Annotated in this window: 20 protein-coding genes and 1 pseudogene; 8 read left to right on the top strand and 13 right to left on the bottom strand. The window is 60.1% G+C overall.

Features of this window, described 5'->3' with window-relative positions:
* The first annotated feature begins 54 nt into the window (after positions 1–54).
* Together glmS and AC1DMK_RS00535 are read left to right on the top strand one after the other, a co-directional pair.
* Complete coding sequence (glmS, locus tag AC1DMK_RS00540; protein ID WP_477856558.1) at positions 55–1,881, top strand: glutamine--fructose-6-phosphate transaminase (isomerizing); 1,827 nt, start codon at positions 55–57, stop codon at positions 1,879–1,881.
* A 114-nt stretch (positions 1,882–1,995) separates the two neighbouring features.
* Positions 1,996–2,700 (top strand): DUF502 domain-containing protein, encoded by a 705-nt coding sequence (locus AC1DMK_RS00535; protein ID WP_477856556.1) that lies wholly within the window; start codon positions 1,996–1,998, stop codon positions 2,698–2,700.
* Between the two features lie 10 nt (positions 2,701–2,710).
* On the opposite strand, the gene AC1DMK_RS00530 is transcribed toward AC1DMK_RS00535, so the two are convergent.
* Entirely contained in the window at positions 2,711–3,208 is a 498-nt protein-coding gene (locus AC1DMK_RS00530; RefSeq protein WP_477856555.1) for a peptide deformylase, read from the bottom strand.
* Between the two features lie 167 nt (positions 3,209–3,375).
* Here AC1DMK_RS00530 and mgtE point away from each other — a divergent pair, with 167 nt between their 5' ends.
* Both mgtE and AC1DMK_RS00520 read left to right on the top strand, forming a co-directional pair.
* Positions 3,376–4,788, top strand: coding sequence for a magnesium transporter (gene mgtE, locus AC1DMK_RS00525; protein WP_037061639.1), 1,413 nt, complete (start codon positions 3,376–3,378; stop codon positions 4,786–4,788).
* Positions 4,789–4,865: 77 nt separating this feature from the next.
* Entirely contained in the window at positions 4,866–5,258 is a 393-nt protein-coding gene (locus AC1DMK_RS00520) for a MerR family transcriptional regulator (protein ID WP_037061641.1), read from the top strand.
* Between the two features lies 1 nt (position 5,259).
* On the opposite strand, the gene AC1DMK_RS00515 is transcribed toward AC1DMK_RS00520, so the two are convergent.
* Together AC1DMK_RS00515 and AC1DMK_RS00510 are read right to left on the bottom strand one after the other, a co-directional pair.
* Positions 5,260–6,246 carry a heparan-alpha-glucosaminide N-acetyltransferase gene (locus tag AC1DMK_RS00515; protein ID WP_477856552.1) on the bottom strand — a complete coding sequence of 329 codons (987 nt, stop codon included), beginning with the start codon at positions 6,244–6,246 and terminating at the stop codon, positions 5,260–5,262.
* Positions 6,247–7,011, bottom strand: coding sequence for a DUF599 domain-containing protein (locus AC1DMK_RS00510; protein ID WP_037061773.1), 765 nt, complete (start codon positions 7,009–7,011; stop codon positions 6,247–6,249). It lies immediately after the preceding gene.
* Between the two features lie 189 nt (positions 7,012–7,200).
* Here AC1DMK_RS00510 and AC1DMK_RS00505 point away from each other — a divergent pair, with 189 nt between their 5' ends.
* On the top strand, positions 7,201–8,607 hold the full coding sequence (locus AC1DMK_RS00505) for an L-serine ammonia-lyase (RefSeq protein ID WP_037061644.1): 1,407 nt from the start codon (positions 7,201–7,203) through the stop codon (positions 8,605–8,607).
* Between the two features lie 129 nt (positions 8,608–8,736).
* Positions 8,737–9,174, top strand: a complete 438-nt coding sequence (locus AC1DMK_RS00500) for a DUF1489 family protein (RefSeq protein ID WP_477856549.1) — start codon at positions 8,737–8,739, stop codon at positions 9,172–9,174.
* Positions 9,175–9,182: 8 nt separating this feature from the next.
* Here AC1DMK_RS00500 and AC1DMK_RS00495 read toward each other — a convergent pair whose 3' ends face one another.
* The 7 genes and pseudogenes from AC1DMK_RS00495 to AC1DMK_RS00465 all read right to left on the bottom strand — a co-directional run bounded on the left by AC1DMK_RS00495 (position 9,183) and on the right by AC1DMK_RS00465 (position 15,537).
* Positions 9,183–9,461 carry a hypothetical protein gene (locus AC1DMK_RS00495; protein WP_037061648.1) on the bottom strand — a complete coding sequence of 93 codons (279 nt, stop codon included), beginning with the start codon at positions 9,459–9,461 and terminating at the stop codon, positions 9,183–9,185.
* Positions 9,462–9,576: 115 nt separating this feature from the next.
* Positions 9,577–11,064, bottom strand: a complete 1,488-nt coding sequence (locus AC1DMK_RS00490) for a serine hydrolase (protein ID WP_477856887.1) — start codon at positions 11,062–11,064, stop codon at positions 9,577–9,579.
* 115 nt (positions 11,065–11,179) lie between these two features.
* Positions 11,180–11,932, bottom strand: coding sequence for a hypothetical protein (locus AC1DMK_RS00485; protein WP_477856547.1), 753 nt, complete (start codon positions 11,930–11,932; stop codon positions 11,180–11,182).
* 241 nt (positions 11,933–12,173) lie between these two features.
* Complete coding sequence (locus AC1DMK_RS00480) at positions 12,174–12,779, bottom strand: transglutaminase-like cysteine peptidase (RefSeq protein WP_037061652.1); 606 nt, start codon at positions 12,777–12,779, stop codon at positions 12,174–12,176.
* A gap of 374 nt (positions 12,780–13,153) precedes the next feature.
* A pseudogene (pip, locus tag AC1DMK_RS00475) lies at positions 13,154–14,121 on the bottom strand (prolyl aminopeptidase).
* A gap of 59 nt (positions 14,122–14,180) precedes the next feature.
* On the bottom strand, positions 14,181–14,792 hold the full coding sequence (locus tag AC1DMK_RS00470) for a PilZ domain-containing protein (protein ID WP_037061654.1): 612 nt from the start codon (positions 14,790–14,792) through the stop codon (positions 14,181–14,183).
* A gap of 88 nt (positions 14,793–14,880) precedes the next feature.
* Positions 14,881–15,537: a PAS domain-containing protein gene (locus tag AC1DMK_RS00465; protein WP_477856543.1), complete on the bottom strand. Its 657-nt coding sequence runs from the start codon at positions 15,535–15,537 to the stop codon at positions 14,881–14,883.
* Positions 15,538–15,815: 278 nt separating this feature from the next.
* On the opposite strand from AC1DMK_RS00465, the gene AC1DMK_RS00460 reads away from it, so the two are divergent.
* Together AC1DMK_RS00460 and AC1DMK_RS00455 are read left to right on the top strand one after the other, a co-directional pair.
* A complete protein-coding gene (locus AC1DMK_RS00460) occupies positions 15,816–16,583 on the top strand; it encodes a rhomboid family intramembrane serine protease (RefSeq protein WP_477856541.1) in 768 nt (255 codons plus the stop codon).
* 102 nt (positions 16,584–16,685) lie between these two features.
* Entirely contained in the window at positions 16,686–17,120 is a 435-nt protein-coding gene (locus tag AC1DMK_RS00455) for a CBS domain-containing protein (RefSeq protein WP_477856538.1), read from the top strand.
* A 15-nt stretch (positions 17,121–17,135) separates the two neighbouring features.
* On the opposite strand, the gene AC1DMK_RS00450 is transcribed toward AC1DMK_RS00455, so the two are convergent.
* From AC1DMK_RS00450 to folE, 3 genes are all read right to left on the bottom strand, one after another.
* On the bottom strand, positions 17,136–18,104 hold the full coding sequence (locus tag AC1DMK_RS00450; protein WP_037061663.1) for a patatin-like phospholipase family protein: 969 nt from the start codon (positions 18,102–18,104) through the stop codon (positions 17,136–17,138).
* Between the two features lie 111 nt (positions 18,105–18,215).
* Positions 18,216–18,671, bottom strand: a complete 456-nt coding sequence (gene hisI, locus AC1DMK_RS00445) for a phosphoribosyl-AMP cyclohydrolase (RefSeq protein WP_037061664.1) — start codon at positions 18,669–18,671, stop codon at positions 18,216–18,218.
* A gap of 27 nt (positions 18,672–18,698) precedes the next feature.
* Positions 18,699–19,313: a GTP cyclohydrolase I FolE gene (gene folE / locus AC1DMK_RS00440; RefSeq protein WP_037061665.1), complete on the bottom strand. Its 615-nt coding sequence runs from the start codon at positions 19,311–19,313 to the stop codon at positions 18,699–18,701.
* Between the last annotated feature and the right edge of the window lie 246 nt (positions 19,314–19,559).

The following is a 19,559-nucleotide window of genomic DNA, read 5'->3' as shown; positions in this document are numbered from 1 at the left end:
ACAACAGAAAATAGCTACGACTTGCCTCCGAAACGGAAGGCTCTGGGGATTTGTATGTGTGGAATTGTTGGGATCGTTGGAAACAGTCCGGTCGCAGGGCGTCTTGTAGATGCGCTGAAGCGGCTCGAGTATCGCGGCTATGATTCTGCCGGCGTTGCGACCATTCACAACGGCGCACTGGAGCGCCGCCGCGCCGAAGGAAAGCTCTTCAATCTCGAGAAGCGCCTTGATGCCGAACCTCTGGCGGGCACGACCGGCATAGCCCACACCCGCTGGGCGACGCATGGCGTACCCAACGAGACCAACGCGCATCCACATTTCGTGGAAGGCGTTGCCGTCGTCCACAACGGCATCATCGAGAACTTTTCCGAGCTGCGCGACGAGCTGACGGCGGAAGGTGCGATCTTCCACACGCAGACCGACACCGAGGTCGTCGCTCACCTGATCGCGAAATACCTGCGGGATGGGCTCGAACCCCGCACTGCGATGATGAGGATGCTCAATCGCGTGAGCGGAGCCTATGCGCTCGCCGTGATGCTGCAGAGCGATCCAGGTACAATCATGGCGGCCCGCTCCGGCCCGCCGCTTGCCATCGGCTATGGAAAGGGCGAAATGTTCCTTGGTTCCGATGCTATCGCGCTTTCGCCCTTTACCAACGAAATCACTTACCTCGTCGATGGAGACTGGGCTGTCCTGACGAAAGACGGCGCGTCGATCCTGGACTATGCAGGCAAGCAGATCGAGCGGCCGCGGCAGATTTCCCAGACGACCGCCTATGTCGTCGACAAGGGCAATCACCGGCATTTCATGGAGAAGGAAATCTATGAGCAGCCGGAAGTCATTTCCCATGCCCTCAGCCACTACGTGGATTTCGCCAGCAACACCGTCAGCGCCAACGCGGCAGCGATCGACTTCAAGGCCACGACCAGCCTCGCCATTTCCGCGTGCGGCACTGCCTACCTGGCCGGCCTCGTCGGCAAATACTGGTTCGAGCGCTACGCGCGTCTGCCCGTCGAGATCGATGTCGCCTCGGAGTTCCGCTACCGCGAAATGCCGCTGTCGCCGACGCAGGCAGCCCTCTTCATCTCCCAGTCGGGGGAAACCGCCGATACGCTGGCATCGCTGCGCTATTGCAAGGAGCACGGGCTGAAGATCGGCGCGGTGGTAAACGTCCAGGAATCGACGATCGCCCGTGAGGCTGATGCCGCTTTCCCGATTATGGCCGGGCCGGAGATCGGCGTCGCCTCGACAAAGGCCTTCACCTGCCAGCTTGCCGTTCTCGCATCGCTGGCGCTCGGTGCCGGAAAGGCAAGGGGAACGATCAGCGCCGAGCAGGAAAGGGAACTCGTTCGCCATCTGGCGGAAATGCCGCGCATCATGAGCCACGTGCTGAACACGATCCAGCCGCAGATGGAAAGCCTTTCGCGCGAGCTTTCGAAATGCCGCGACGTTCTCTATCTCGGTCGCGGCACGAGCTTTCCGCTCGCCATGGAAGGCGCCCTGAAGCTAAAGGAAATCTCCTATATTCATGCAGAGGGCTATGCCGCCGGCGAGCTGAAGCACGGGCCGATCGCGCTGATCGACGAGAATATGCCGGTTATCGTGATCGCCCCCTATGACCGGTTCTTCGAGAAGACGGTCTCCAACATGCAGGAGGTCGCGGCCCGCGGCGGCCGCATCATCTTCATCACCGACGAGGCTGGGGCGGCGGCTTCCAAGCTGCCGACCATGGCGACGATCGTCTTGCCCAACGTCGACGAGATTATCGCGCCGATGATTTTCTCGTTGCCGATTCAGCTGCTTGCCTATCACACGGCCGTCTTCATGGGGACGGATGTCGACCAGCCGCGCAATCTCGCCAAATCGGTCACGGTAGAGTGAGGCCAGCCGCGAAGGCTTGTATGGCGCGGTGAATTCTGGCAGCTTTGCCGTGGAAGTCACGGGGGCACTGATTTCCGATTGCCGGTATGCTCAAACGGAGTTCATCAGCAAACGATGACGGAAAAAATGCCCCGATTGTCGGTCGCCGCGCGGATCAGAAACAATTTTCTGGCCGGCGTGATCATTTGCGCCCCGATTGCGATCACGCTGTGGCTCACCTGGTCCGTGGTCCGCTGGGCGGATAGCTGGGTGAAGCCTTACCTGCCGGCCCGCTATGACCCGGACAACTATCTGAATTTCGCCGTTCCGGGTTCCGGGCTTCTGATTGCGCTGATCATGATCACGCTCATCGGGTTCCTCGGCAAGAATCTGATCGGTCAATCCATCGTTCAGTTCAGTGAATCCCTGGTGCGGCGCGTGCCGCTGGTCCGCGTCATCTACAAGAGCGTGAAGCAGATTTTCGAGACCGTGCTGAAGGAGCGCAGCAATTCCTTCAAGAAGGTCGGCCTCATCGAATATCCAAGCGCCGGATTGTGGTCGCTTGTGTTTGTCGCAACGGACGCGAAGGGCGAGATCGCATCGAAGTTCAAGGCGATGGGCCACGACATGGTCAGTGTCTTCCTGCCGCCGACACCGGTGCCCACGGCCGGGTTTCTGATCTTCGTGCCGCGCGAGAAGATCGTGTTTCTCGACATGTCGCCGGAGGATGCTGCCAAGCTTCTAATCTCGGGCGGCCTCGTGACGCCCGAGGAGCTTATGTCGCGGATACCGAAGCCGGAGCGCCCGCGGCTGCCGGAGCCAGCGCCGGCCGAAATGTAAGCGGGGTAGTTCAGGCGACGCCTGTTTTTTCCCACTTCTTGATCAACCTGTCGCGTTTCAGCTTGGAGAGACGCTGCAGCCAGAAGATCCCGTCAAGCTGGTCGATCTCGTGCTGAATGCAGACGGCAAGAAAGCCATCGGCCCCTTCCTCGTGCGGCAGGCCGTCGAGGTCGTGGTAGCGAAACCGGATCGCTTTTGCTCGTGTCACGTCGTCCGTCATCCCCTGCATGGAAACGCTGCCTTCGATATGGCGGATCGTCTCTTGCGATAGCCAAACGATCTCCGGGTTTATGTAGCAGCGCACGCCGTCGTCGCGGCTAAGCTCGATCACGGCTACCCGTTGCAACACCCCGATATGAGCTGCCGTGACCCCGACGCCGGGGGCGGCGCGCATGGTATCCAGCAAATCGGCGGCAAGCGCACGGAGGTTATCGTCGAAGATGGCAACCGGCTCGCAGATGGCTTTCAGGCCGGCATGAGGAAAGCGCAGAATGGGGCGGACGGGCACGAAAGATGCTCCTGATTCAAGATGCGCGGAAACTACCGATAGACAGGCAGATTGTCATCCCGGCGAAGTGTTTGCGGCTGGACGCGCTAGCGGCTTTCGGCTAGCACGAGACAATTCCGGCGTTTCGAAGGTGTCGAGCTTCGAATCAGATGCGAGGGCGGCAAAGGATGACGAACGAAGCAGAAGAGCTCGTCCGCACGCGTCCGGAGGACAGCGAAGCCGACATCTACGATGAGAACGGTCACGTCCGAGGTGACTTCCTCGCTCTGGTTGGCGCCGCCATCGCCGACCGCGATACCCTTTTCCTGCGTCAGCACGTTGCGCGCCTGCACGAATCCGAAATAGGCGACCTGCTCGAATCGATCCAGCCGGACCAGCGCCTGGCGCTTGTGCGTCTGCTTGGCGATCAGTTCGATATGACGGCGCTCACCGAGGTCGACGAGGCGATCCGTCGTGAGATCGTCGACCAGATGCCGAACGACCAGATCGCCGCGGCAATCGGTGAACTCGATTCGGATGACGCCGTCTACATCCTCGAGGATCTCGACAAGGAGGACCGCGAAGAGATCCTGGCGCAGCTGCCGTTTACCGAACGCGTACGTCTGCGCCGCGCGCTCGACTATCCCGAAAGCTCGGCCGGACGCCGTATGCAGACGGAATTCGTCGCCGTTCCACCGTTCTGGACCGTTGGTCAGACGATCGACTACATGCGCGACGAAGAGAACCTGCCTTACTCCTTCTCGCAGATTTTCGTCATCGATCCGACATTCAAGCTGCTCGGCGCCGTCGACCTCGACAAGATCCTGCGCACAAAGCGACAGTCGAAGATCGAAACCATCATGCGCGAGACGAATCATCCGATTCCCGCCGAGATGGACCAGGAGGAAGCCGCCCAGCTCTTCGAGCAGTACGACCTTCTGTCCGCCGCGGTCGTCGACGAGAACGACAGGCTCGTGGGCGTGCTCACTATCGACGACGTTGTGGACGTCATTCACGAAGAGGCCGACGAGGATATCAAACGCCTCGGCGGTGTCGGTGACGAAGAGCTCTCCGACAACGTCATCTCGACGGTGCGATCGCGCTTTCTCTGGTTGCTGATCAATCTTGGAACGGCGCTGCTCTCGGCAAGCGTCATCGGGCTGTTTGACGAATCGATCGAAAGGATGATTGCCCTTGCCGTGCTGATGCCGATCGTCGCATCGATGGGCGGCAATGCTGGCACGCAGACGATGACGGTGACGGTGCGCGCCCTGGCGACTGGCGACATCGACATCTACAACGCCGGCCGCATCATCCGCAGGGAGGCAGCGGTCGGCATTGCCAACGGCGCGATGTTCTCGGTGATCATGGGCGCGATCGCGGCAACATGGTTTCACGACTATCAGCTCGGCTTCGTCATCGGTGCGGCGATGATCATCAATCTGTTTGCAGCCGCTCTTGCAGGGATTCTTCTGCCGCTGCTTCTGGACAAGCTCGGCGCCGATCCGGCAATTGCCTCGTCGGTGTTCGTCACCACGGTCACGGACTGCACGGGCTTTTTCGCATTCCTGGGGATTGCCACCTGGTGGTTCGGAATTTAGCCGGCTTGGATACGATGTGCACAAATTGACTATTACGTAAAAGTCAATATTATGGATCCCTCACTATTGGGGGACCTATGCCGGTTAGCAAGTACTATAGCATCACGGAATTGACGCGCGAATTCGGCGTATCGACCCGTACGCTCAGATTCTATGAAGACGAGGGATTGATCCACCCGGAGCGGCGGGGGCGCACGCGCCTGTTCCGCCCGGCCGACCGGCGACTCATTCAGGAAATATTGCGCGGCCGCCGCATTGGTTTCACCATCGCCGAGATACGCGAGATCATTCAGGTCTACAAGGAGCCGCCGGGCGAGCTCGGCCAGCTCAAGCTTCTGATGGCGCGCGTCGACGAAAAGCGTGATGAGTTGCGCCAGAAGCGCAAGGATATCGATGACACGCTGGCAGAGCTCAACAACATCGAGGAGGCCTGCCTCGGCCGCCTCGCCGAAATCGGCGTAGGTACCTGATTTACTGCCCGCTGGCGCTGCACTCGCCGGCAAGCGCTATGATTCGGCCGTCATCCGCCTTGACGGAACCGGCTTGGAACGGCGTGAAGAGATTTTGTGCCTGCAGCTTTTCCAGCGTGCACTGACAAAAGCTGCGGCACAATGCTTCTCCTTCCTGTTGCATGCAGGAGACATTGCACTGCCTGAGGTAACTCTCGACCGGATCGGGCTTGGCTGGCGGCACGATGATCGACAGTCCGTAGGCAATCGAAATCAGCAACGGCTGGTGAAGGAGGTAGAAGGCCAGACTGTGGCGTCCGGCCTTGGCGAGCAGGGTTGAACCCGTCCCGAGGCGCGCAAGCCTCGCCGGAAGCTCGGTTTTCACAGCAATCACTGCCGACGTCAGGCCAAGCAGGAACGGCACCGCCCACGGGAACAGGGGAACATAGTCGTTCGAGCGCTGCGGCATCTCCGCAAATCCGATCCACGCCAGATAGCGCGGGTCGAAGAACGCCGAGCGCAGGACGCCCGGCGCGATCCAGGTATCGACGACCCAGGCGATTGTCGCCAGTACGGTGACCGTGACTGTCACCGGCGCAGGAAGCCGCAACAGAAAGGCGCCCAGCAGACTGACGACCGCGATGCAGTGCAGGATGCCGAAGAATATCCATTCGCCCGGCACGAAGAACCAAGTGGCGACGGAGATCACAAAAGCCGCCGCGACGATCATGGCGAATCGCTTCCAGAACGGCCGCCAACGAATCTCCGGCGTATTGGCGAGCACCAGGCTGACGCCGACGATGAAGAGGAATGTCGAGGCAATGGCGCGGGCGTAGAACTTCAGCCACCCAGTTTCGGCCGTTCCCGGGGCGAGATACCCCATGAACTCCAGGTCCCAGGTGAAGTGATAGGTCGCCATCGCGATCAGCGCCGCGCCGCGGGCCGTATCCAGCAAGCCGATGCGAGGCGGCTTGGCACTCGCCGCCGTTTCTGTCGCCGGAACAGTCATTTACAATCCCCCGGATGTATCGTTGCCGTCGTCTGGCGGGCCACCGCGGGCAATAGGATAAAGGTGGAGATTTGATGGCGGACCGGTATCCAGGATCGCCAGCCTTGCTTCGGAAAAGAACTGCCGGCGGGTCAGCACGACGATCACGATCGTTGTCGTCAGCATGAAAACATAGGGATTGATGAACCAGCCGAGATAGCCGATCGACAGGAAGATGGCGCGCAGGCCCTCGTTGAAATGGCCGCCGGCGATGATGTTCATCCGGATAACGCGCTCGGCGGCGCGTTCGGCGGCAATGACGTCGCGCTCGGTGTCGCGCATCATCGGAATGGAGCCGAAGAGAATGGTGCAGTAGTTGAACAGCCGATACGACCAGCCGAACTTGAAGAAGGCGTAGCCAAACAAGGCAGCCAGCCCGCCGACTTTCATCTCGAACACGGCATGCCCGCTATGGAAGACGAAAGGCAGGTCGGCGAAGACGGCATCCACCTTCTCCGTTGCCCCCAGCAGGGCAAAACAGCTGCCGATCGCGAAGATCGAGGTTGAGGCGAAAAACGCCGTGCCATTCTGCAGGCCTGCCATGATCTGCGTGTCGATCATCTTGAGGTCGCGGCGCAGCGAATTGTATATCCACTCGCGCCGCCGTTCTCCCATCGCATGGGTAAGGCTTGTCCTGCCGAACAGGCTGGCGCCGCGCAGGAGCCGTGAGTAGCCGAACCAAAGGATCGCAAAAAAGACCAGTGCGATGTAATCCGCTGTCGTCATCATTATATTGATTCAGTTCCCCTTCGAACGGCGCCACTCTACAGATGCCGGCGCCGGCCGCAATAACTGGGAACTTCCGGCGTTTCACTTTGATGATGTCGCACGCGTGAAATGCTATGTCGGTGCATCGAACGGGTCGCGGGCGGCTCTGGCGTAGCTTTCGTTAGCCAATTTCAACAGGACGCACTCATGTTCCTTTCCGTTTTCGACGTATTCAAGATCGGTGTCGGCCCCTCCAGTTCGCATACGATGGGCCCGATGACGGCGGCCAACCGCTTTCTCGATCTGATACTTTCGGACGAATGGCCACGTCCGTCGTCGGGCGCACAGGTCGCCGCAATCAAGGTCAGCCTGCATGGCTCGCTGGCGCACACCGGCATCGGTCACGGAACGGGCAGGGCTGTTGTTCTGGGTTTGATGGGCGAGCAGCCCGATAGCGTGGATCCGGACAAGATGGACGGCATCATCGACCGCGTCGAGCGTTCCGGCCGCATCGCGCCGCCGAACCACCCGAGCTATCAGTTCCAGCCCAAGAACGACCTGGTCTTCGACAAGAAGCAGCCGCTGCCCGGCCATGCGAACGGCATGTCGTTTTCCGCATACGACAAGGATGGCCGCATGCTGCTGCGGCGAGTCTACTACTCGGTCGGCGGCGGCTTCGTCGTTACCGACACCGAGCTGGAAACGATGCGCGCCAAGAAGAAGGCGCCAACAGATAGTGCCAGAGTGCCCTATCCGTTTTCTACCGCCAAGCAGATGCTCGACATGGCGGCGCGCTCGGAGCTTTCCATCGCCCAGATGAAGCGCGCAAACGAAGAGAGCCAGAGGAGCCGCGAGGAGCTCGACGCGGGCCTCGACCGCATTTGGGAGGCCATGCGCTCCTGCATCGAGCGCGGACTGAAGGTCGACGGCATCATGCCGGGTGGCCTCAACGTCCGCCGGCGAGCCCGCGCCATCCACGACAAGCTTCAGGAAGAGTGGCGCAGCAACCGCATCAATCCGCTGCTGGCCAACGACTGGCTGAGCGTCTATGCGATGGCGGTCAACGAAGAGAATGCGGCTGGCGGACGTGTCGTGACGGCTCCGACGAACGGTGCCGCTGGCGTCATACCGGCCACCATCCGCTACTACGAGCATTTCCACGACGATTGGGATCAGAACGGCATCCGCGACTACCTGCTGACAGCTGCGGCCGTCGGCGGCATCATCAAGCACAATGCCTCGATCTCAGGTGCCGAGGTCGGCTGTCAGGGGGAGGTCGGTTCGGCTGCCGCCATGGCAGCTGCCGGCCTTGCCGCCGTCATGGGCGGCTCGCCCGAGCAGATCGAGAACGCCGCGGAGATCGCACTCGAACATCACCTCGGCATGAGCTGCGATCCCGTCGCGGGTCTCGTGCAGGTTCCGTGCATCGAGCGCAACGCGCTCGGTGCCGTCAAGGCGGTCACGGCAGCCTCGTTGGCTCTCAAGGGTGACGGCAAGCACTTCGTCCCGCTCGACGCCTGCATTGAGACCATGCGCCAGACCGGCCACGATATGAATGAGAAGTACAAGGAAACCTCGACGGGCGGCCTCGCCGTCAATGTGGTCGAGTGTTGACACGCGACGGCTGAATGCCCCCGTATCGTCGGACGAAGGAGCACGGTGCAGTCCGAAAATCGCTGCAGATCTGCGCCCACTACGCGCTAGCCGCTTGACGCTGCCGGGCAAAAGGATTTCAACGGCTGCATGGCATTGCATCTGATAAAACTATGCGTAGGCGCCGACTCGATCGACGATCTGCGCGAATGGGTAGCGGAACGCTCGCTGCGCGCGCTTGCCGCCGGCCTGGAGCCGCATTCCGTCCACACCACGAGAATGGTCCCGAAACGCGTCGAGGAGCTGTTGGGCGGTGGCTCGCTTTACTGGGTCATCAAGGGACAGGTCCAGGCACGACAGAAGCTGCTGGACATCAAGACATTCACGGACGGCGAGGGAATTGGCCGCTGCCACCTGGTGCTCGGCCCGGAGGTGATAGAGACCTCCGTGCAGCCGAAGCGCGCTTTCCAGGGGTGGCGCTATTATCCGGAGGAAGATGCGCCGCGCGATCTTCACAGCCTCGGCGAGGGTATTGCCGAAATGCCCGCGGATCTGCGCCGCGAGCTTTCGGAGCTGGGTCTTCTTTAAACGCTGGATCAGCGAAGCCGCAGGGTCACCGGTGCACGACCGCCGGGGCAGGTGACGTGCAGATGAATGGTCGCTTCGGGCTGCGAATAGCGCCACGCGCGCGCGCCATGGCAAAGCAGGAGATTGATCAGATCCTTGGTCTTTGCCGTCTTCGGCTTCTGCCGCTGAAGGCCGATTTCCGCAAGGCGAAGCGCGGCTTCATGAAGCGGATGCAGCACCGAGCGGGGATTTTTCCCCGTGAGTTGGCCTTGTGATGGAAATTCCGGAACGTTCTCGTTGATCGCCATTGTCATCCCCGTACGCAATACAAATCGAGTCTAAGAACTCCGGCCGGATCGCGAACACCGATCGTGGCCATATTCCGGACTGTCGCCATGAAGGCGCCGGCGACAGTCCCTGTCATTACTGAGCCGAAGCCCAGCACTTCACGCCGGCGCGCTTCAGCGCGATGCAGGCGTTCACAGCATCTCGCTGTTCATCGAAGCCGCCAAAGCGGGCGCGATAGCTTCCGGCATAGGCGACGGCGAAAGGCTTGGCCGAACGCAGCGCCTTGCCACCCTTGGTCTTGGCTCCATCGAGCAGGTCCATGGCGCCCTCCCTGCTCGACGAAACGCCAATCTGAACAACCCAACCGCTTGGCTGCGGTAGCTTCGTCGACGCCGTCGTCAGCGTATCGACCGAGGTGTCGCCCTGTTCCGGCGGAACGTAGGCAGGGGCCGGCGTCGGGACGACCAGGGAAGCCTGCTTGATAGGCTGCGTCCTGACCTTGGTCGGCGTGGGCATGTCCTGCTGCAGAAGCGGATTTTCGGATTTCGACGCGGACGTTGCGGCGTAGGCCGCGACTTGCGTGGAAGCGCGATCGGCGCGTGTATCGGGTGTCGGGCCGCCGTGCGGCAAGTCGACATTGGCCGCTGCCGAGGCAACTTCACTTTTGGCAGCCGTGACCGGAACCACCGGCTCAGCCGAAATCTTCGGAGCCTGGGCAATCAGGTTGGACGAACCACCACGGTTCGATGCCTTCGGGAAATAGGAGGCAATCAGATTGCGCATCTGGTTGTCGCGCGCCGGGGTGGAGGCGCCCCCGAGAACGACGCCCACAATAGACTTGCCATCGACCTGGACAGAGCTGACGAGGTTGAAGCCTGCTGCGCGCGTATAGCCGGTCTTGATGCCATCGACGCCGCGTACGGAACCGACGAGGCGGTTGTGGCTACGGATGATGCGGTTGCCGAACTTGAAGCTCTGGGTGGAGAAGTAACCGTAGTACTGCGGGAAATGCTGGCGCAGAGCAATTCCAAGGCGAGCCTGGTCGCGCGCCGTGGTCATCTGCGCCGTGTTCGGCAGACCGTTGGCATTGCGGTAGGTGGTGCGCGTCATGCCGAGCGCGTGTGCCTTGGCGGTCATGATCTGCGCGAAACGGTCCTCGCTGCCGCCGAGCAGTTCGCCGAGCGCTGTCGAGGCATCGTTGGCAGACAATGTTACGAGGCCGAGAATGGCCTGCTCGACTGAGATTGCACCGCCCGGGCGCACGCCAAGCTTGGTCGGGGCCTGGCCTGATGCATGAGCTGAAAAGGTGACTGCGGTGTCGAGATGGATGCGGCCCTGTTCCAGCGCTTCAAAGGTCAGATATAGCGTCATCATCTTTGTCAGCGAAGCGGGATACTGCAAGCGGTCGGCATTCTCGCTGTAGAGGACGTTGCCCGTGTTGGCGTCAACAACGATGCCTGCGTATTTTGAATTTGCAGCCTCGGCATCGGCGCTCGCCGAGTCGATCGCCACGATTCCGACTGCCATTGACAGCGCCACGATCGCCTTGATCAAGAAATTGCTGGAACGGGATGGAGATGCGGGGGAAGCTGACCTTGACACTATTTCACTCTTCGCTTGCAGTTCACATAATCGCGGGACCGCGCGCCCTCCCGCACGATCGAACCTTTTGAAATTAGCGCCCCGGGGTTACCAATCCGTTTATGATTAATCGTTTCTTTCGCCATTCCGGAGCAATCTACGGGCTTGTCGCGGAACGGGTCATGAGGCGCGCTTCCACAAAATGGCGAATAGCGGCATCAATATGGTCCCAGTCGGGCAAATGCCGACTCGAGAAGCGGTAAAGCACACTTAAATCGCGGCCCACTTTGATATCGCGCTGGCAATCGCCGCTGGTCGCCAGCTCTGGCGCTGATGGGAGCACGCAGCGAACGACATAATCCGGCCCATCGGACCTTTGCGCGGTCAAAAGCACCTCGTCGGCGTAACCCGCATCGGGGCGAAGGCGATGCGACATCATACCGTTCGCAAACGGTTCTGGAGCGCCCTCGACGAGATGAGAATAGATTGGTTCCATGCGGCCCGACATGTCGCGGGACATAGTGCTCTGGGTGATCTGCAGAAAAACGAGATCGGATGACTGGGCAACATCGTCGAAACGCTGTCGGTTATCCTTGCTGTATCCCTGCATCTGCGGCCATGTGAGGTAGAGGTCGGCACGCTCGGAAGTTCCGCTGTGCCGTTGGCTTGGAAAACGCAGCGTGTTCTCCGGCAATTGCAGCGTATCGCGACCGATCGTCAGCGCGACCGGCGCTGTGCTGTCGGTATTGCCGGCGAGGGAGACGCTCGCCCCGAACCACCGGCCGCCGATGCTTATTCCCACCGTGAGCGCTGCGAGCACGGCGACAACTGCCGTCGCACGGACAAGAAAGCCCGTCGACAGAAGCGGCGTTTCCGCGATGCTCTCGGCACCGCGCGCAAAATGGTCCATGGCGGCCCTCGGATATCTGGCCGCCGCAGGAAAGAACAAGAGCCGCCGGTGTCGATGAGTGTTGCACCGATGATCCGGCCGGTTTGGTTAATTAATCATTAAGCTGATTGAGGATGCCAGGTAAAAAGTGAGCCGCTCCTGGGACAGCAGGAGCGGCTCTCGGGCGCCGGTCGGGACGATATGCGGGGGACGGACCGGAGCGCCTGGCCATTGCCGCCGGTTCTATCCGGCGGACTGATTGTTATTTGACGCTGCCGACGGCAACCGCGCGGCCGTCCTGGAGTTTGACCCAGCGCGTAGGATCATCCGCCGACTGGCGCTTGAGGAAGGTGTATTCGGTATCGGCCCAGAGCATCACCTTGTTGCGCATGTTGTCGAGGATGAAATCTCCACGGTCCGTACGGACGGTCAGCACGGCATGACCTTCGCCGTTTGGCTGCAGGACGACCGTCATCAGCAGGTCGGAAGGCGAGAAGCCGGCGTCGATCAGCATCTTGCGCTTGAGCAGTGCGTAGTCTTCGCAGTCGCCGACGGTGCGCGGGTAGGCCCAACGCTCCTCGACGCCGTAGATCTCCTTGTCGGTCATCGGCGTGATGGACGAATTGACCTGATAGTTGATCTTGAGAATGGTCTTCCAGCGTTCCTCGGTCAGGAGGAGGGCGCCCTGGTCGCCGGCAGGATTGCTGCAGTCTGCCGGAATTTCCTTGCAGAACTGATAGGCTCCGATCGGTGGGCTCGAATTGCCTGCCACGGTCATGTTCAGGTAGGTCGCCTGTCCCGCGCCTGCCATCACGATCAGCATCACGCCGGCTGCGAAGCCGCCTTTGATGAAAGTCGCTATTGCCATTTGTCGTCTCCCCGTTTGTGAGGAAACCTTGACATAGGTGTTTTTACCTGACGCAAAATTGCGTAGTTAAATTAATGGCTTAGTTGATTCAAAAGCGCGCTGAATTCGACTAAAAACAAAGTCGAATTCTCCTAAAATTCGAGATGCTTTCGCGCTAAATTTGATTCAAGTTTTAGCGTCTCCAAAAAGCTATCAGGGTGTCAAATGCCCAATTTCGGGGCAAAGGATTAACATCGCTGCCCGTAAGCGGTTTCTGCTAACGTTGTCTTCACCATAGGATCGGGGTCGGTCGTGCGCCGCGTGCGCGCGGGATCAGTGCGTTCAGCTGACAAACGGGCCGAATCCGGCTCGATTTTGCTCGTCTGCGCCTGCGATTATTTTGAGGAAATTTCGAAAAAACGATTGGTTGCGTCGATGATCGCACGCGTCATGCCCTCGTTTTCCGGCGAGTGTGCGGCGTTTTCGATGATCACCAGCTCGCTCCCCGGCCAAGCATTCGCCAGTTCCCATGCTGTCGTCGGCGGTGCCTCAAGGTCGAGCCGCCCTTGGACCAGGACGCCCGGGATCGCTTCCATCCTGTCGGCATTGCGCAACAGTACGCCCTCTTCAAGCCAGCCGTCCTGGGAGAAGTAGTGGGTGATGATCCGCGCTCGGGCAAGAAGGTATCGGGGGTCCCTCCAGCGACGAGGAAATCCGGCGGGATTGGCAAGGAGAATGGGGGCCGCCTCCCAGTCATGCCAGTCGCGCGCCGCCTTCAGCCGGGTTTCCCTGTCAGGCGCATTGAGCAGCCTGCGGTAGCCTTCGATGATGCCGTTTTGCCGGAGATCGTCCGGCAGTTCACCGATCAGGCGGCCCCATTCCTCGGGAAAGAGTATTGCCATGCCGCGTGTCAGCCAGTCGATCTCCGAGCGTCCTGTCATGGTGATGCCGGCAAGTACGATAGCCGACACCCGGGCTGGATGGGTCTGCGCGTAGGCAAGCGCGAGCGTCGATCCCCAGGAGGTTCCGAACAGTACCCAGCCTGTCACCTCAAGGTGACACCGGAGGTTCTCGATATCGTCGACGAGACGCCAGGTCGTATTCTCGGCGAGATCGGTTTCCATGTCGGCCGCATTCGGCAGGCTCCGGCCGCAGTTGCGCTGGTCGAACAGGATGATGCGGTAAACGGAAGGATCGAAGTAGCGCGCAGCCGAGGGGGTGGAGCCAGATCCCGGCCCGCCGTGAAGGTAAAGCGCCGGCCGCCCTCCCGGATTGCCGTAGGCCTCCCAGTATAGTTGCTGCCCGTCACCAACACAGAGGAGCCGTGCTCGTAGGGTTCTATCTCTGGAAAAAGAACTGACATGCGCCACCTTCTAGCGGCGATCCCCATGCATCAGCTCAATGGCATCAGGATGACGACAATCATAGAAATTCGCGAAGCGTCTCGCGGGACTGTACCGAGAGGAACTCGATCGCCACGCCTTCGGAGAAATGGCGGACGACGCGCCCGCGCATGTTTCCAAGCCGCAGTGCCGTGCCGATCGCCGGCCGCACCTCGACGTCGACGGCGGCACCGGAGAGCGACAAATCCATGATACGGCAGCTGTAGCGCGTGCCGTCCTCCAGCGTGATCTGCGTCTGCGATTCTCGCGTCATCAGCCGGTCGTGGCGACGATCTTCGGGAAGGCCGAGTTCATGTTTGTTTGCAAGCCACGTCAGCTGAGCGGCAAGTTTTTCGCGCTTTCGCTCGGTCGCGTGGATCGACATCGTGAAGCCGCGGGCGTCGACGGCTTGGACATAACCTTCGACGCGTCCGAGATGATCGATGTAGGCGACAACACGCTCGCCGGTGCGAGGACGACCCTGGCAGGTCACGTACATATCGCCGGGCGACATGTCGATGACGACGCACTCGTATTCCTCGTAGTTCGCCAGCATCAGCCTGCCCTGCATATTGATGGGAACGCGCTGAAATGCACCTTGTTCAAGGCGAGGCGCAGTCCGTTGCGTCTGAGCTTGCTGGAACGCGTGCATTATACGGCTTCTTTATAAATATCTTGTCGTCGATCTTTACCCGCAATCCCTTAACAGAAGGTTGTACCGGCGCCATTTTCGCGTGCAGTCACGAGTGCCGGAATGGTCCATCGGTCTTGGCCGGCTCGTTGTGCCGGTTGGACATGGTCAGGATCTCGGTGATTGAAGGCGCGCGCGTGCTCGCCGGCACACGCTTCGCGTTTGCATCCGCCGCTCCCTCGAGCGGCTTTGCCAATTGTTCATAGACAAGGCGGCTACGGTCGAGCGCCAGGAATTGAAGCGGCACGATTTCCAGCCAGCTTACTGCCGTTGCCGGCGCAATGGAGCCGAGCACCTTGTCGCAGTGTCCCTCGTTGGAACGAAGCGGCAGAAGGATGATCTCGAAGCCGGTGCGATGGCCGGCGGTGCTGTAGCCGGTCACGTTGAGCAGGGTGGGGATCGCGTGCTCCATGACCCCCATGGCGGTCCGCTCGATGTCCTCGTGGCCGTGCGCCCAAAGCTCTGACAGGCTCGAGCCGCCAAGGTCACGGCCGAACAGATCACAGATGCGCGTGCCCGCAAGGCGAAATGTGACGCGGCCAGAATTGTCGACCTCGAGCATGAAGAGACTGGCCAGAATATGGCGAACCACGTTCGGCTCTATCTGAGTTCGCAACGGCGCGATTTCAGCACCGCGAATCCTGTTCCAATAGTCGAAGATGTCGATGGTGGCTGCAAGGCGCATAAGGATACCGATCTGTTTCATTCTGGTTCAAGCTGCGGCCGTCATGGTCGCCTTACAGTGCTCCATGCGTATTTCATGCCAGACGGGGGCGGTTAAGGTTAAGGAATGGTTTCGGTTGAGCGGGTTCGGCCACCGTGCAAGTATCACCTCATCGCTTCCTGATCGGGAAGTTCAGCACAGATTGCTCGAGCACGGGGTCATTCTCGGGGGCGCTCGGCAAGCCGTTCGGCTCAATGCCGAACGGCTTTTTTTTTGATCCTTCGTCCTGTAAGCCTGTCACCTTATCAAGTGAGGACGAGATGGACGATTCGCTCGCGCCGGAAGCGGCCATGGCCCCCCAGGCGAAACCGCCGAGAACGCCCGTTTTCAATCTTCCCGGCGTCGTGTTGGCATCACTTGGGTTGCTGGCCGCCATCTATGGCGTGCAGGTGCTCCTGCTTTCCGAAAACCTCATCGACTGGATGTTTTTCAATTTCGGCTTCATTCCGCTTCGCTACGCCACCTCACTATCCGAGCAGGGGCCGCAGCTGCTATGGACGCCGCTCACCTATTCGCTGCTGCATGGCAGCCTCGAACATATCCTGTTCAACGGCCTCTGGCTGATGGCGTTCGGCGCACCGGTTGCCCGCAGGATCGGAACGCCCCGCTATCTTCTGTTCTGGGTGTTGTCGGCAATCGCCTCCGCAGCGCTTCATGCCGGATTGAACTGGGGCGATCCGACCGTGCTGATCGGAGCCTCTGGCGTCATTTCCGGCCTGATGGGGGCGGCCTGCCGCTTTGCATTCCCGCCGGAACGGCGCCTTCCGAGGCCGGCCCACCTCAATCCACGGCTTTCGATCGCGCAGGCGTTTCGCAGCCGCACCGTCGTGATGTTCATGCTGTTCTGGTTCGTCGGCAATATCCTGATTGCAGTTGGCGTTCCGCTGATGGGCGACGGCTCTCAGCCGATCGCCTGGGATGCCCATATAGGCGGCTTCGTTTTCGGCTTCCTCCTCTTTGATCTCTTCGACAAACACCCGCCCGAGATGCCGGAGTTGCCAGAGGAATCGGATATGTTGCAATCCTGATGATTGAAGTGCACCATTCGAACTGATCCGCGTTGGGAGGAGAAACCGTCGCGGATGCCTGTGATCAGCTGAAGTATTTCGCTTTCGACATAGGAGGTTCAAATGTCCAATACAGTCAAAGCCATACTCGATGGAAAGGGCAGGGATGTCGTCACTGCTGGCCCGAACACGACCGTTTCGGAAGCGGCCGTGATTCTCAGCAGAAAGAAGATCGGCGCCATCGTCATCGTCGGGATGGAAAACAAGATCTCGGGAATTTTTACGGAGCGTGACGTCGTCCATGCCATCGCCAAGGCGGGCGCAGCGTGTCTCGATCAATCGGTTGCCTCGCTGATGACCTCGAAGGTCTATCGCTGCAACGAAGGGACGACGGTCAACGAACTGATGGAGCTGATGACCAGCCGTCGCTTCCGCCACGTGCCTGTCGAAGCCAACGGCAAGCTTGGCGGCATCATCTCGATCGGTGACGTGGTCAAGACGCGCATTGCCGAGGTTGAACGCGAGGCCGAGGAAATCAAGGCTTACATCGCAGGTTGAAAAAACGCCGGCTCGTCAGCTGGAGCCGGCGAACAATTCCTGCATCCGCTTCAGTTCCGGAAGCCTCATCTTGGCTTCTTCGTAGCCGCGCTCGATGGCTTCGCCAGCGCGGTGAAATTCCGAAAGACCGATATCGCCAAGGCGCGGCTGTAGCGAAATATCGGGCGGATCGCCGGCAAGGCGCGCCCGCGCGATCCTGTCCTGGATGATGTTGAACGCCTGCACCATCACACCCGTCATTCCGAGCCTGGCGTAGGGCGCGTGTTCCTGCTTCTGGACTTCCGACGGCGTCAGGCTGGCATTGTGCCGGACGACGGCTGAACGGCCGTAGATATCATAGTTTAGATTGACTGCGACGACGAGGGGTTGCTCGTAGGCGCGGCAGACGGACACTGGAACCGGATTGACGAGCGCCCCATCGACCAGCGTACGGTGGTTGCTGCGGATCGGCTCGAAGATGCCCGGCAGCGCATAGGATGCGCGCAGTGCCGTGATCAGGGAGCCGTTTGCGATCCACACTTCGTGGCCGGTGTTTACTTCCGCGGCAACGGCGACGAAAGGACGGTCGAGATCCTCGACGTTCAAGCCTTCCAGATGCTCCTGCATGCGCTTCGTCAGCCGCATGCCGCCGAAGAGACCGCTGCCGCCGATCGTCAGATCGAGCAGGCTGGCGATACGGCGCATCGTCAGCGAACGCGCAAAGCTTTCAAGTTCGTCAAGCTTGCCGGCGAGATAGCAGCCGCCGACCAGCGCGCCGATCGACGTGCCGGCCACCATGCCGATCTCGATGCCCGCCTCATCGAGCGCACGCAGCACGCCGATATGCGCCCAACCGCGCGCCGCGCCGCCACCAAGGGCAAGGGCAAGCTTTGGAAATTTGGGGGCGGGGGGAGGAGGCAGCGTTTTCATATCGGGGGGTGAAGGGATACCGGAGTCTGAAATGCCTGTCTCGGAGCTTTGACGGTTCAAACTCCAGGTCAACATGGCTTGCTCCCTCCTGGCGGAACACTCAGGTACCGATATTAGTGTCCCGTTTCCCTTTCAAATTGGTATATGGCCGCAGTCTCTGCTTCAAAAAGAGACAGCTTTCAGCGTTTATGGATCTTTTCCGTATATTTCATGCGGATCGAACTGCAATTCGTCATCCGCGATCTCAAGCATGGGCTTCCCGTCTTCGAGATTGATGGTTCGGTAGAAGCAGGAGCGACGGCCGGTGTGGCAGGTGGCGTCATGTCCGGCGACCTCAACCTTCAGCCAGATCGCATCCTGGTCACAGTCCGTTCGGATTTCCTTGACCGTCTGGATATTCCCCGACGTTTCACCCTTTATCCAGAGCTTGCCGCGCGAGCGGCTGAAATAATGGGCCTTCTTGGTTTGGATGGTGAGCGCGAGTGCTTGTGCGTTCATGTGCGCCACCATCAGCAACTCGCCGTCATGCGCATCCGTCACGATCGCGGTGATAAGGCCGCGATCGTCAAAGCGGGGTGTGAAATCGCCGGCATCTTCAAGCTCGGATTTGTCGTCGGAGGGCGCATTGAAGGCAAAGGGCATATCGCGGCTTTCTTAATTAAGCCGTGATCAGCGGCTCCGCACCATCGTCATGAAACGGGCTTGGTCAGCCGGCTCAGTTTTGAACGTTCCAGTAAAGGTTGTCGTCAATGTGGTCGAGCCTTGCTTTTGCACGCCGCGCATCGCCATGCACATATGCTCGGCCTCGATCAGCACCGCAACGCCGCGTGGCGCCAGCGTGTCGTCGATCGCCCTGGCGATCTGAGCGGTCATGGTTTCCTGTGTCTGCAGGCGGCGACCGAAGATTTCGACGACGCGGGCAATCTTGGAAAGCCCAAGCACCTTGCCGTCGGGCATATAGGCAACGTGCGCCTTGCCGATGATAGGCACCATGTGGTGCTCACAATGCGAGAAGAATGGAATATCCCTGACGAGGACCATGTCGTCATAGCCGGCAACCTCTTCGAAGGTACGGCCGAGAACATCCTCCGCGTCCATGTCGTAGCCGGCGAAGAGTTCGCGATACGACTTGGCAACACGTGCCGGCGTGTCGAGAAGACCTTCGCGTGACGGATCGTCGCCTGCCCAGCGAAGCAGGGTGCGAACGGCGTCCTCCGCTTCCTTCTGGCTCGGGCGGCCGGAATCGAGCGCGGTCTGCGGAAAATTCTTTACGATGGCGTCCATATGCAACTGTCTCCTGATCCGCACCGCAGATCGTAACTCGGACTAGCCACTGGCAATCCCATTTACGGGAATTGTGCACCTTTGGCAGGCTCCGGGGCTTTCAGGGCGCTATTTGCGGCCCTTCCGGCACGGTTTCCCAATCAAACTTACACGAGGCCATTGCATTTTTATGGCCTTCGAACGACATACATATAGGATAACGGCCTCTCTATGTAAGTCTCCCAGCACGACACGCTGTGTTTTTGT

This window comes from Rhizobium sp. 05L419 (assembly GCF_056397845.1).
Note: the sequence above shows the minus strand (reverse complement) of the source record. Positions and strands in the feature narration are given on the sequence as shown.

Bases quoted from the DNA above. Each gene is read 5' to 3' on its own strand.
- glmS (WP_477856558.1), top strand. From the start codon at position 55: ATGTGTGGAATTGTTGGGATCGTTGGAAACAGTCCGGTCGCAGGGCGT.
- AC1DMK_RS00535 (WP_477856556.1), top strand. From the start codon at position 1,996: ATGACGGAAAAAATGCCCCGATTGTCGGTCGCCGCGCGGATCAGAAAC.
- mgtE (WP_037061639.1), top strand. From the start codon at position 3,376: ATGACGAACGAAGCAGAAGAGCTCGTCCGCACGCGTCCGGAGGACAGC.
- AC1DMK_RS00520 (WP_037061641.1), top strand. From the start codon at position 4,866: ATGCCGGTTAGCAAGTACTATAGCATCACGGAATTGACGCGCGAATTC.
- AC1DMK_RS00515 (WP_477856552.1), bottom strand. From the start codon at position 6,246: ATGACTGTTCCGGCGACAGAAACGGCGGCGAGTGCCAAGCCGCCTCGC.
- AC1DMK_RS00510 (WP_037061773.1), bottom strand. From the start codon at position 7,011: ATGACGACAGCGGATTACATCGCACTGGTCTTTTTTGCGATCCTTTGG.
- AC1DMK_RS00505 (WP_037061644.1), top strand. From the start codon at position 7,201: ATGTTCCTTTCCGTTTTCGACGTATTCAAGATCGGTGTCGGCCCCTCC.
- AC1DMK_RS00500 (WP_477856549.1), top strand. From the start codon at position 8,737: ATGGCATTGCATCTGATAAAACTATGCGTAGGCGCCGACTCGATCGAC.
- AC1DMK_RS00495 (WP_037061648.1), bottom strand. From the start codon at position 9,461: ATGGCGATCAACGAGAACGTTCCGGAATTTCCATCACAAGGCCAACTC.
- AC1DMK_RS00485 (WP_477856547.1), bottom strand. From the start codon at position 11,932: ATGGACCATTTTGCGCGCGGTGCCGAGAGCATCGCGGAAACGCCGCTT.
- AC1DMK_RS00480 (WP_037061652.1), bottom strand. From the start codon at position 12,779: ATGGCAATAGCGACTTTCATCAAAGGCGGCTTCGCAGCCGGCGTGATG.
- AC1DMK_RS00470 (WP_037061654.1), bottom strand. From the start codon at position 14,792: ATGCACGCGTTCCAGCAAGCTCAGACGCAACGGACTGCGCCTCGCCTT.
- AC1DMK_RS00465 (WP_477856543.1), bottom strand. From the start codon at position 15,537: ATGAAACAGATCGGTATCCTTATGCGCCTTGCAGCCACCATCGACATC.
- AC1DMK_RS00460 (WP_477856541.1), top strand. From the start codon at position 15,816: ATGGACGATTCGCTCGCGCCGGAAGCGGCCATGGCCCCCCAGGCGAAA.
- AC1DMK_RS00455 (WP_477856538.1), top strand. From the start codon at position 16,686: ATGTCCAATACAGTCAAAGCCATACTCGATGGAAAGGGCAGGGATGTC.
- AC1DMK_RS00450 (WP_037061663.1), bottom strand. From the start codon at position 18,104: ATGTTGACCTGGAGTTTGAACCGTCAAAGCTCCGAGACAGGCATTTCA.
- hisI (WP_037061664.1), bottom strand. From the start codon at position 18,671: ATGCCCTTTGCCTTCAATGCGCCCTCCGACGACAAATCCGAGCTTGAA.
- folE (WP_037061665.1), bottom strand. From the start codon at position 19,313: ATGGACGCCATCGTAAAGAATTTTCCGCAGACCGCGCTCGATTCCGGC.